Origin of the sequence: Exiguobacterium sp. s102, assembly GCF_018618635.1 — a bacterium.
Taxonomy (GTDB): Bacteria; Bacillota; Bacilli; order Exiguobacteriales; family Exiguobacteriaceae; genus Exiguobacterium_A; species Exiguobacterium_A oxidotolerans.
The window spans coordinates 104,057-116,272 of sequence record NZ_JACSML010000003.1; the positions used below are offsets into that span (position 1 = coordinate 104,057).

12 protein-coding genes are annotated in these 12,216 nt (G+C 47.3%); 7 read left to right on the plus strand and 5 right to left on the minus strand.

Annotation, left to right across the window (positions count from 1 at the left end):
* Positions 1-27 precede the first annotated feature (27 nt).
* The 3 genes from KNQ02_RS10305 to KNQ02_RS10315 all read left to right on the plus strand — a co-directional run bounded on the left by KNQ02_RS10305 (position 28) and on the right by KNQ02_RS10315 (position 3,327).
* The gene (locus KNQ02_RS10305; RefSeq protein WP_088838185.1) at positions 28-1,440 is read left to right on the plus strand and encodes a sucrose-specific PTS transporter subunit IIBC; all 1,413 of its coding nucleotides are present in this window, start codon (positions 28-30) and stop codon (positions 1,438-1,440) included.
* Between the two features lie 112 nt (positions 1,441-1,552).
* Positions 1,553-2,392, plus strand: coding sequence for a PRD domain-containing protein (locus tag KNQ02_RS10310; protein WP_255407450.1), 840 nt, complete (start codon positions 1,553-1,555; stop codon positions 2,390-2,392).
* On the plus strand, positions 2,392-3,327 hold the full coding sequence (locus tag KNQ02_RS10315; protein ID WP_214808399.1) for a carbohydrate kinase family protein: 936 nt from the start codon (positions 2,392-2,394) through the stop codon (positions 3,325-3,327). The genes KNQ02_RS10310 and KNQ02_RS10315 overlap by 1 nt, the downstream gene beginning before the upstream one ends.
* A gap of 55 nt (positions 3,328-3,382) precedes the next feature.
* On the opposite strand, the gene KNQ02_RS10320 is transcribed toward KNQ02_RS10315, so the two are convergent.
* Positions 3,383-4,078: an alpha/beta hydrolase gene (locus KNQ02_RS10320; RefSeq protein WP_214808403.1), complete on the minus strand. Its 696-nt coding sequence runs from the start codon at positions 4,076-4,078 to the stop codon at positions 3,383-3,385.
* 161 nt (positions 4,079-4,239) lie between these two features.
* On the opposite strand from KNQ02_RS10320, the gene KNQ02_RS10325 reads away from it, so the two are divergent.
* Positions 4,240-5,511 carry a purine/pyrimidine permease gene (locus KNQ02_RS10325; protein WP_029332042.1) on the plus strand — a complete coding sequence of 424 codons (1,272 nt, stop codon included), beginning with the start codon at positions 4,240-4,242 and terminating at the stop codon, positions 5,509-5,511.
* Positions 5,512-5,572: 61 nt separating this feature from the next.
* Here KNQ02_RS10325 and KNQ02_RS10330 read toward each other — a convergent pair whose 3' ends face one another.
* The 4 genes from KNQ02_RS10330 to KNQ02_RS10345 all read right to left on the minus strand — a co-directional run bounded on the left by KNQ02_RS10330 (position 5,573) and on the right by KNQ02_RS10345 (position 9,484).
* A complete protein-coding gene (locus KNQ02_RS10330) occupies positions 5,573-7,066 on the minus strand; it encodes a peptide MFS transporter (RefSeq protein ID WP_088838189.1) in 1,494 nt (497 codons plus the stop codon).
* Positions 7,067-7,299: 233 nt separating this feature from the next.
* Positions 7,300-7,935 carry an NAD-dependent epimerase/dehydratase family protein gene (locus KNQ02_RS10335; protein ID WP_214805295.1) on the minus strand — a complete coding sequence of 212 codons (636 nt, stop codon included), beginning with the start codon at positions 7,933-7,935 and terminating at the stop codon, positions 7,300-7,302.
* Positions 7,936-7,949: 14 nt separating this feature from the next.
* Positions 7,950-9,158 (minus strand): glutathionylspermidine synthase family protein, encoded by a 1,209-nt coding sequence (locus KNQ02_RS10340; RefSeq protein ID WP_214808407.1) that lies wholly within the window; start codon positions 9,156-9,158, stop codon positions 7,950-7,952.
* On the minus strand, positions 9,155-9,484 hold the full coding sequence (locus KNQ02_RS10345; protein ID WP_029332046.1) for a hypothetical protein: 330 nt from the start codon (positions 9,482-9,484) through the stop codon (positions 9,155-9,157). The genes KNQ02_RS10340 and KNQ02_RS10345 overlap by 4 nt, the downstream gene beginning before the upstream one ends.
* Before the next feature lie 144 nt (positions 9,485-9,628).
* Between KNQ02_RS10345 and KNQ02_RS10350 the strand changes: the two genes are divergently transcribed.
* The 3 genes from KNQ02_RS10350 (at position 9,629) to KNQ02_RS10360 (ending at position 11,927) form a co-directional block, all read left to right on the plus strand.
* Entirely contained in the window at positions 9,629-10,075 is a 447-nt protein-coding gene (locus KNQ02_RS10350; protein WP_214766360.1) for a hypothetical protein, read from the plus strand.
* Between the two features lie 86 nt (positions 10,076-10,161).
* A complete protein-coding gene (locus KNQ02_RS10355; RefSeq protein ID WP_012371785.1) occupies positions 10,162-10,335 on the plus strand; it encodes a hypothetical protein in 174 nt (57 codons plus the stop codon).
* Between the two features lie 35 nt (positions 10,336-10,370).
* Complete coding sequence (locus tag KNQ02_RS10360) at positions 10,371-11,927, plus strand: ABC-F family ATP-binding cassette domain-containing protein (protein ID WP_029332048.1); 1,557 nt, start codon at positions 10,371-10,373, stop codon at positions 11,925-11,927.
* Positions 11,928-12,216 lie beyond the last annotated feature (289 nt).

Sequence of the window (12,216 nt, forward strand, 5' to 3'; positions counted from 1 at the left end):
ACACCTTTCCTAAAAGGAGGAATTCAAATGGATTACAAAAAAACAGCTGCGCAGGTCCTTACCCTTGTCGGTGGTCGTGAAAATATCATCACAGCAGCGCATTGTGCGACACGTCTCCGTCTCGTTCTTCATGACGAATCGAAGGTCGATCAAGCGGCACTCGAAGATCTTGACGGCGTCAGTGGTGCTTTCTCGAGTTCAGGTCAATATCAAATCATTTTTGGGACCGGGACCGTCAACAAAGTATTCGCGGAGTTCGCTCCCCTCGCTGGTGTCAACGTCAATGGTGAAGAATCAGTCGACGTGAAGAAAGCAGCTTCCCAAAAATTAAATCCGTTCGCGCGCCTTGCCCGGTCGCTTTCAAATGTCTTCGTACCATTGATTCCGGCAATCGTCGCCGCCGGTCTGTTGATGGGCTTACTCGGAATGATTAAAGCCTTCGGTTGGGTCGACGGGGCTTCACCGATCGTCCAACTGCTTGACATGTTCTCGTCTTCCGCTTTCATCATCTTACCGATTTTGATCGGTTTCTCTGCCGCGCGTGAGTTCGGTGCCAATCCATATCTCGGTGCGGTCATCGGTGGAATCATGACGCACCCTTCTCTGCTCAACCCTTGGACACTCGGAAACAGTGAACCGGAAGTGATGCACTTCCTTGGGATGAACATCGAACTGATTGGTTATCAGGGGACGGTCTTCCCTGTCCTCTTAACGGTTTGGGTCATGGCGAAAATTGAGCAGCAAGTCCGTAAACGGACACCGGAAACACTTGATTTGTTAGTCACACCGTTCGTGACGATTCTCGTCACAGGATTCCTTGCCCTCATCGTCATCGGACCACTTGGTACATTGCTCGGTAAAGGGATTTCATTCGTACTCGTCTTCTTCTATGAACAATTCTCGGTCGTCGCCGGTCTCTTGTTCGGTGGTCTCTACTCAACGATTGTCATCACAGGAATGCACCATAGTTTCCATGCGATTGAAGCGGGACTGCTTGCTGATAAGAGCATCGGGAAAAACTTCCTGTTACCTATCTGGTCGATGGCGAACGTCGCGCAAGGCGGAGCCGGTCTTGCTGTCTACTTCATGACGAAAAACGTTAAATTAAAAACGCTCGCTTTACCCTCTGCCTTCTCAGCATTTCTTGGTATTACGGAACCGATTATCTACGGGGTGAATCTTCGACTCGGTAAACCGTTCATCGGTGGTGCGATCGGTGGCGCAATCGGCGGTGGCTACGTCGTCTTGACGCAAGTCGCTGCAAACGCTTATGGTTTGACGGGCATACCGATGATTGCAATCGTCGCTCCACTTGGTGCTTCGAACTTAATCAACTACCTTGTCGGTTTTGCGATTGCTGTCGCGACAGCGTTCATCGCGACTGTCATCCTCATGCGTCTTGATGCACGAAAACAAAAACAAACCGATTTAGCCGCTTAAGTAAAAAAGACATGCGACCCTCACGAGTATACTCGTCGGGTCGCATTTGTCGGTTTTGTTCTGAGCACCGTTACCCGTATAATAAAGGGAGAAGGGAGGAGTCAGGCTGATTATTCATAAAGTACTCAACAACAATGCCATCGTCACAAAAGAACAAGGACAAGAACGCATCATCATGGGACCGGGGATCGCTTTCGGTAAAAAGAAAAAAGATCCCGTCGATCCCTCGAAAATCGAAAAGATGTTCATTCCCTCGTTCGAAAATGCTGAACTGTTTAAAGAAATCTTAACGACGACCCCATTAGAAATCATTGATTTGTCCGAACAAATCATTTCTTATGCGGAAGGCGAACTTCAGACACCTTTTCATGATTATATCCATGTCAGTCTGACGGATCACCTCGCCCATGCCGTTCGCTTAGCACGTGAAAATCTTGTCGTCCACAATCGGCTCGCGGAAGAAATTCGCTTGTTATATACAGCCGAGTACAAAATCGGAGCATGGGCGGTTGCGCAAATCGAACAGACACTTGCTGTTGTATTACCAAAGGAGGAAGCCGCGAACATCGCACTTCACCTCTTTAACGCCCGCCAACAGCATCCGAATATGGCGACGGCACTACAAACTGCTACTCTGTTGAACGAATTACGTGAACAAATCGAGAGTTTCTTTGGTCAAACGATCGAAACGACTTCCATGACGTATTACCGATTCTTCACACATATGAAACTTGTCCTCGCCCGGATTGAGCAGGGACAGACACTCCACGATATGGATGATGTCATTTTATCTGCTGTCAAAACACGTTACGCGGATGCGTTTCGTTGTGCAGAAAGTATGGCCGCTTGGCTCGAACAGGAATTAAAAACGACCGTCCCCGACTCTGAAGTTGGCTATATGGCACTTCATGTCGAACGGATTCGACCGGATTTAGAAAGGAGCGAACTATGATGAAAATTTTTAGTCTTGGAGAAGCATTAATCGATTTGATTCCACTCGATGACAGCAATACGACGTTCCAAAAAAATCCCGGCGGTGCTCCCGCCAATGTCGCCGTCGGACTTGCCCGCCTTGGCGCCGACAGTTATTTTCTCGGTGCTGTCGGGGATGACTCGATGGGGCATTTCTTGAAAGATACACTCCACCACTATGGGGTCAAGACGGATCACATCGTTCTTGACGCAACGAATAAAACGGGGCTTGTCCTCGTCACAAATGCTAAAAACGGCGAACGGTCCTTTGAATTCATCAACACGTATCGTGCCGATATGAGCTTTCATGAACAAGATGTTCCGGACGCACTGGCGGAAGCCGATTTACTTCACATTGGTTCGATTTCCTTAATCTCCGGTGATGCCGTCGCAGCAACACGTCGTGCCATCGCGCTCGCAAAAGAGCATCAGGTCCCGATTTCTTACGACCCGAACCTCCGCGAATCGTTATGGTCGAATCTCGATGTCGCCCGGACGACGATTCAGTCCGTCCTGCCTGACGCGCAAATCGTTAAGTTAGCAGAAGAGGAATTGACCTTCTTGACCGGCCAAACGAACCTGGATGAAGGGGCAGCCGAACTGCTCGCTGAATACCCGATTCAGTTGCTCGCTGTCACACGGGGCAGCGAGGGATCCTTACTCTATACGAATCGTGCGATGGCAGAGATCAACGCGATTTCGGTGGATGCCGTCGATACGACCGGAGCAGGTGACGCTTTTATGTCTGGTTTGCTACACCAGTGTGCGACGCGGTCCTTTGCATTCGATTGGGATGAAGATGAACTGCAAGACATCGGGCGGTTTGCCGCGATTTCTGGCGGGCTTGCCGCGTCCGTCAAAGGGGCGATGGCTGCTTTACCGACACTCGACGAGGTATCACGTCGTCTCGACTAAAACGTAAAAAACCTTTCCGTCTAGCTTCGTAAAATGGCTAGACGGAAAGGCTTTTTTAATTCGATGAAAGGAATGACTCAATTGCTTCAATCGCCTCATCTTGTTGTACTTTTGGTGTTAATGGACTCGTGTTGTCGCCCTTTTGTGCGCCGTACATCCCGAAATTCGCGTGATTGCCCTCTTCGATGAAATGGAATGTCGCGTCCGATCGAAGATTTTTTTTACTTGCTTCGATGTCCGCTACAGGTAAGACGCCATCCCGTCCGCCATAGACCGTCAAGGACGGTGTATCGATGGTATCAATCGGATAGGACGCGAGAAAGATGATTCCTTTAATCTTCGAATTATCCTCAAGTACCGTCGAAGCGGCACTTCCACCTAACGAATGTCCCATCACATACCATCGTTTGATTTTCGGATGTGCATCGATAATCGGTAAGGCCGCGTTTGCGTCGAGTAATGCGATATTAAATGGTAATTTCGGGATGACGACGAAATGTCCGTTCTTCGCTAACTGACTCCCGATATAACTGTAGGCACCCGGATCGACCTTCGCCCCTTGATAAAACACAAATCCGACTTCACTCTCCGGATCACCAAACTGATAATCCTGTCCGATCTGTTGTTCAACATATGTGTTTGCTTCTTTTGACGGATCATAATCAAATTGCGCCCAGACCATGAAGGCTCCGATGACAAGCCCGATGAGTATGATGAAACCGATGCTGATTCGCTTGAGCCACTTTTTCATATTCATTCCTCCCTCTTAACTCCTACCCCATCTCATGTGAAAAATCACATATGAAAATTATTTTCTAAATTTTCAGTCAATGTAAGCGTATCTATCGCTTTTTCAATAATTGGTTTAAGATGAAAAAAGTATCGTTTCTTTTGAAAGGGGAATCATTTGTTTTGCCACGTACCGTAGTCTCCACGATTCAGTGGTTTTTGTTTATTATCTGTACTAACATCGCCCCGCCACTCGCCATTGCCGCATCGTTTGAACTATCGAGCGCGGACACATTGGCTTTCCTATCTCGTTGTCTGTTCGTTTTTGCGATTTTAAGCTTATTCCAAGTGTTCCTCGGTCATCGTCTACCGATCATGGAAGGACCGGCCGGGATTTGGTGGGGTGTCTTCGCCCTCTACTCCTCAATCGGCATTACATTGTACGGGAGTTACTCGAACACACTCCAATCACTTGGTTTTCTCCTCATCTTAAGTGGCATCATCTGTATCATTTTGACAGTAACGGGTATTTTACGACGACTCGTTCCCTTGTTCACGCCACAAGTCATCGGCGTTTATATGCTCCTGTTGTCTGCCCAACTGTCGGGCTCCGTCATGAAAGGGCTACTCAACCTGGAAAACGGTAAGATTCAAGTGTTACCTGCCGTCATTTCCGTATTGACCGTCATCATCTCACTTTATCTCGAACGTAGCGATCGTTTGCGTCAGTATGCCTTACTCATCACGCTGCTCGTCGGTTGGAGCATGTTTGCCTTGATCGGACGCGCCGAGATGCCGAGCTTCGATGGTCCATTCTTTACTCTTCCTGATTTATTCCCGTTCGGCGGAATTCATCTGGACTGGACCCTTCTCCCGACAGCCTTAATCATTTCTTTACTGTTGATGACGAACGTGCTCGCGAACATCAAAGTCATCGAGCGCATCATCAGTGCGAAACGTGGCGAACACGTCAAAGGACAAGTCGGAACAGCCGGTGTCACGGCCGGTGTCGGACAGATTTTTGCCGGTATGTTCGGTACGGTCGGTCCCGTCGCGATTTCCGGAACAGCCGGATTCATCGCTTCGACGGATAACACGGATCGTAAATCGTTTGCGATTGCGAACGTCATTTGCTTATTCTTAAGTATCGTCACGCCATTCGTCGGTTTGATTGCAAAAATTCCTGTTGCCGTCGGTTATGCGATGGTTGCCCCGATTGTTGCCGGGATGGCTATCATCGGCGTCACGGAAGCAGCACGCGACTTAAATCGGCAAACGGCAATGATTACGGTCGGGTTACCGGTCCTCGTCGGAATCGGTGCCTTACTCTTACCAAAAGGTGCGACAGCCGATCTCCCTCCACTCGTCACGACACTGATGTCGAACGGACTGGTGCTCGGGACGCTTGTTGCCCTGTTCGCAGAATCATTACGCCATATTCGGACAAATGACTAACAAAAAGACAGGTAACTCGGAAAAAGAATCCGAGTTCCTGCCTTTTTTTGTGGATTCGAGCTTAGCGAATACCACGCATATATTTTTGGAGCCTTGGTGCAAAAGCAAACAAGAGAAGTCCGAGTGCAATCGCGACGACACCTGTAATTCCGAAGTACGCGACTTCTGTTTCTTTCCCGTAATATTTAACGATCTGTGCATTGACGGCTTGTCCCGTTGCATTCGTTAAGAACCAAAGACTCATTGTCTGTGCCGAGAAAGCCGCTGGTGCCAGTTTCGTCGTTGCCGATAAACCGACTGGTGATAGTAACAACTCACCAATCACGACGAGGAAGAAACTGAGTGCGAGCCAGAGCGGACTAACGATTGTGTCTGTACCAAACAATAGTCCAGGCAACATCATGACGATGAACGAAAGTCCTGCGAAAATCAGACCGAACGAGAATTTTTGCATCGTCGTCGGCTGACGATCACCGAGTCGGACCCAAAAGCTTGCAAAGACTGGTGCAAGCACGATGATGAACAATGGATTCAATGACTGGAAGAACGCAGGCTGAATCTCAAAGCCTAAGAAAGATAAGTCTGTCCGTTCATCTGCAAAGATTGATAAGACATATGACCCTTGCTCTTGAATCGCCCAGAAAACAGCTGCTGCGATAAAGAGTGGGATGTAGGCGAATAAACGCGAACGCTCATCATCTGTAATTTTCGGACTGCGTAACATGAATGTGAAATACGCAATCGGAATCAAGATTCCGAGGAACGTCACCATCAACGTAAAGCGGTCGATCGTTAGTAAACCTGTCAATGCGGCAATCGTTCCGAGAACTGCTAGCGCAATGACGACAACTGTCGCAATTTTAAAGAAACGTTTCCGTTCCTCGCCTTCTAGCGGATTCAAGACGTATGTTCCGGCTTGACCTAAATTCTTTTTCTTCGTCAATATGAACACAACAAGACCGGCGAACATCCCGACCGCAGCGAGTGCGAAACCAGCATGGTATCCTGCCGTATCTGAAACTTTACCGACGACGAGTGGTGCTAAAAATGCACCGGCATTGATTCCCATATAGAAGATACTGAATCCAGCATCACGGCGGTTATCCGTTTTGCTGTACAAATCTCCGACGATGTTCGATACGTTCGGTTTTAAGAATCCCGTCCCGATGACGATTAAGCCCATCGAGATGAATAATGCCGTGATTCCGGCTGGTAGAGCTAACACGATATGTCCAAGCATGATGAGAATACCACCATAAAAGACGGTCCGTGATGTCCCTAACAGACGGTCGGAGACCCATCCTCCGATGATTCCCGACATATAGACAAGTGAACCATATACGGCCATGATGGAAGCGGCAGTCGTTTTATCAATTCCGAGTCCACCGTTCGCAACAGAGTCGTACATGTAGAATATAAGGATGGCGCGCATCCCGTAGTAGGAGAATCGTTCCCAGAACTCTGTGAAGAAGAGTGTGAACAATCCTTTCGGGTTTCCGAAGAACCCTTTTTGCGGAACAGTCTTGTAGACCTGATCGCGATCAAAATCTGCCATAATGAAGGCTCCTTTCGTCTACCATTGTATTCGTGCATAATCTAAAACCTTTTTTCCCGCTTTCCCCAAATGATAAGCGTCTCGTAATCGATTAAAAGATTTACACGTTTTTAACTGAATTGTCTCACTTCTTTTTATATAGGAGACAGCACCTTATCATTCAACCGTAAATCATTTGACTAGTCAAATATTAATTTTAAGCAAAAAAAAAGAGCGTAACGGAATCCGTTCGCTCATTTTTGCATGTCTTTTGATTCAACGATGGTAATACCCGGGGGCGCATGGAGTGTTTGCTCCATCATCGCTTTCGCTACTTTACTCGCTTCGATTGGGGCATAAGGACTCCGTTTTAATAACGGGCGAAGAACCGTCGAGACACGAGCCGCCGCCTGTTCGCCAAACCGGAACTCTTCTCGCTCCCCTAACAAGAGCGATGGACGGAAAATCAATAAAGCTTCGTAGCCAAGAACCCGTAGTCCGTTCTCTGTGTCTCCTTTGACACGATTGTAGAACGTTTTTGCATTCGGATGTGCGCCGAGCGCTGAAATGAGCGCGAAGCGTGTCGCCCCTAAATCGAGCAATTCACGTCCGACTTCAATCGGATACGTGTAGTCGACCTGACGAAATGCTGCTTGTGACCCCGCTTGTTTAATCGTCGTTCCGAGCGCGCAGTAGACGTGATCCACCGTCGGCAATTCGATTTCCGTCACGCGATCAAAGTCAATCACCCATTCTTCCAGCTTTTGATGAAACCGGTTCATGGGTCGACGAACGAGCACATGAACTTCCTCATACGCATCATTCGCTAATAATTGATCGACTAACTCTTGTCCAACTAAACCGCTTGCTCCTAAAATGGCTGCTTTCATCTTGTCTCCTCCTCTCAATCTTGCAATCGCCCAATCGGTAAAAAGTAAGAACGATTTCCGGTGATTCGTTCGCCTGCTCGGACAGCAATCGCACTTGCCCGACCACCGAGGACGAACACGCCAAACATATAGGCCACTTCCACTCCATTACTAAGTACATGCGTCGGCAATGCTTGATACTGTTGATAAACCGATGCTTGGTCACTAAAGGAACGCTGTTCATTCGATAACAGGATACGACCATCTGCTTGATAGATCGTTACCGTATCACCTTCTCTGCCAAAAACCGGTTTCTCGACAAAGGCGTGTCGCTGTTCAAGAAATACATCTGGTTCAAGATACGTTGGTAAAAAATAACGTTCTATGATTTGATGATCACGTCCTGTTAAATAAGCGTGGTCTGCTTCATGCAGTGCCCAAATCACTGCAAGAACGGACTTTGCTTGCATCAGAAACGCCGATGGTGGATTGATGATCTCGAGCAAACCTTGTTCGACGAGTTGTAACAATAAGACACCGAGTTCACGTCCCGTGTCATCGCGATCGAGAAGCGCCATTTCAATCGGAAAGGTCTGACGGTATAAAATATCAATCCGTCGTCCGTCCTGGTCGTACAATCCATCTTCCGGTCGAATTTCAAGGGCGTTAAGCGGACAATACGCTGCCCCGTCCACGAACCCTTGCAAGTACTCTGTCGTCAGACGATCCTCGATATTGTCCCCATGTGACGTAAAGACGACATGCGGGCGTTGCTGCGTTCGATGTGTCGCTGCTGCGACGGCGCGACGGACGCTTGTCGCTAATTTCGCCGCTTCATCCGGGTTCACTGCCATCATGTGGCGTTTTTGCGCAATCCGGTCATTGACGTCAAACGATTCTTTAATGAACGTCGGCGTATCGGCATTCCACTCCATGACGGAAATCCGATCATCCGTCACGATGAAGTCGAGCCGACTGATGATTGATAAGGGGCGCATCGTCTCTAGACGGAGAAAGGGAAGTGCTTGTTTTGGATACCCGAGCTCGAGTAACGCATCATCCTCCATCGTTCGTAGAATCGGTGCGACTTTCTCAAAAATCAGATACACGTCTCGAGCAGCTACCCGTAAGCGCTCCAGCGTCCGCGACGAAACCGTTAAAACATCAGTCAACGCATAGATTTCACCATCCAATTCATCCCAAAACGACTCAATGTCACCATATAAATCCTCTCGTTCACTCATCCGCCAAAGAAACCAGACGACGATCCCGTCCCGAATCCTTTTGTCTTCGCATTATAACTTTTGACTGCGTTCGACTTCGGCGTATAGCCTTTCGTCCGCATCGCACTATGCATCAAGGCACGGGATGCAAAATAACTGCCTCCCCAGTAATAAAAACCAGAATGGGTCGATGTTGCATCATCACAATACCAGACGCCTTCTTCATTATCATATTCATAATCGTCACAATCCGGATCATCCGGACGTTCGGCTTGCGCATCGTCTGCACCGCAACCACTGAGTGTCGTTCCAATCAAAAGCGTCGCCGCAAGTGATGCTTGTTTCATCCATCTCACGATTCATACCCCTTTCTTAACAATTTGTTATTCTAAGTATACGCTTTTTCTCTTAAAAAAGTTTCCTTGTCGTACCGGAACTTTTTTCTGATCGTCCGAGTAGAACATATCATGCCGTTACAAGGAGGAATCACGATGTCACTTGCTTATTATGTCGAAGATCAAGATGAATATAAGTCGATTTATCAATACAGTCGTTTCGCAATCGAACCGGATGAAATCATCGCTCATCAATTATGTGAATTTCATATCATCGAGGGCCAACTGTATGAATTACGCTCCAACGAAATGGAGGGCGAGTACGATCAGCTGATCGTCGATCACGTCGAAGCCTCTCCGCTTGATGCAGAGGACCGGATTTATCCGCCTCATCAAATTCACATCGAGTTTCGCCGGTACATGCCAAGCAGTACATCACCACTTATCAAAACGATGACCGTCCCGAACCACGTCCAAGCGATGCGCTATTTAATTAAGGATAAGGTGACCGTGCCAGAGCATGGAACCTTTGAACGTGACAGCTGCGAAATCGACATCGACCGGAATTGTTATGTCATTTATCTCGGTCAAGTTGTCCGTTAAAGGATGAATTAAGTAGAGTTCGTTTTCAAAAAGCGTTTTTTTTGGCATACTATAAGATAAGAACGAATTAATCGAGGTGAACACACATGAGCGAACAACCAAAAAAATTATCACTTCAAGAAGCGATGATTGAACAATTGAAAGCCAAAAAACAATCACAAACAAAACGTCCGACTGGTCTTCGTGGAACGGAAACGAAACAAATGACGAGCCAGAAGACGAAAAAGACGAACAACCAGAAAAAACGTACAGGTGTCTAATCACAGCGTTGAATTCATGAAATAAGGGAGTAGTTATGAGTATTTTAACGGTATCAAACTTAAGCCATGGCTTTGGTGATCGTGCGATTTTCGAAGATGTCTCGTTCCGCCTGTTAAAAGGTGAACACATCGGCCTCGTCGGAGCAAACGGTGAAGGGAAATCGACCTTCATGAACATCATCACTTCTCAGCTCGAACCGGACGAAGGAAAAGTCGAATGGGCGAAACATGTCCGTGTCGGTTATCTCGATCAACATGCCGTCCTTGCGAAAGGTTTATCGATTCGTGATGCGCTAAAAGGGGCATTCCAATACTTGTTCGATATCGAACAAGAAATCAATGACCTGTATGCGAAGATGGGTGAAGTCGAGCCCGAAGAACTCGAAAAGATGCTTGAGGAAGTCGGTGTCTTACAAGACATTTTAACGAATAATGATTTTTATACGATCGACGCAAAAGTCGAAGAAATCGCCCGCGGACTTGGTCTCGATGAAATCGGCTTAGACCGTGATGTCCATGAATTGAGTGGCGGTCAGCGTACAAAAATCTTACTTGCGAAGCTCTTACTTGAAAAACCAGATATCTTGTTACTGGATGAGCCGACCAACTATCTTGATGTGCAACACATCGAATGGCTGAAACGGTATCTCAACGATTACGAGAACGCGTTCATTTTGATTTCGCATGATATTCCATTCTTAAACAGCGTCATCAACTTGATTTACCATATGGAAAATCAAGGCTTGAGCCGTTATGTTGGTGACTATGATAATTTCTTGACGGTCCATGAAGCGAAAAAGAAACAGCTGGAGTCTGCCTTTAAGCGCCAACAGCAAGAAATTTCTGAACTTAAAGATTTCGTCGCCCGTAACAAGGCGCGTGTCTCGACACGAAACATGGCGATGTCCCGTCAGAAAAAACTCGACAAGATGGATGTCATCGAGCTTGCACAAGAACGTCCGCAACCGGAATTCCATTTCCAGACGGCTCGGACACCAAGCAAGCTGATGTTCGAAGCAAAAGGTCTTGTCATCGGCTACGACGAACCCCTCTCGCGCCCGCTCGATTTAACAATCGAACGGGGGCAGAAAATCGCATTGCATGGTGCGAACGGAATCGGGAAGTCGACGTTACTGAAAAGTTTACTCGGTGAAATCCCCGCTGTTTCAGGGATGGTCGATCGCGGTGAAAACTTGCACATCGGCTATTTCGAACAAGAAATCAAAGAGAAGAATTCGAACACGTGTATCGAAGAAATTTGGGGGACGTTCCCATCCTTGACGCAACAACAAGTCCGGGCGATGCTCGCGAAATGTGGTTTGATGACAAAACACATCGAATCTAAAATCGAAGTACTCAGCGGTGGAGAGAAGGCGAAAGTCCGTCTTTGTAAGCTGATGAACACGGAATCAAACATTCTGGTTCTCGATGAGCCGACGAACCACTTGGACGTCGAAGCGAAAGAGGAATTGAAACGGGCCTTGCAAGAATATAAAGGAACGGTCCTCTTGATTTCACACGAACCTGAATTTTATGAAGCAGTCGCAACTGACTTATGGAATTGTGAATCATGGACGACAAAAGTCTTTTGATTGATTGCCTCTTACTTTTTTAAGAACGATGATTTGAGCCGCCCTGTTGATTGGGGCGGCTCTTTTTGTTTTTTATCGAAAAAGAGAATGGCAGTAATGCGGATTTTGTCAGCTCCTTTGGGTGAACGGTAGTGATTCAAAGCTTCTTCCTTTCCGTTGCTTTTCTCAAGCGCATGACTTGTCAGCTCCTTTGGACGAATGGTAGTGATTCAAAGCTTCTTCCTTTCCGTTGCTTTTCTCAAGCGCATGACTTGTCAGCTCCTTTGGACGAATGGTAGTGATTCAAAGC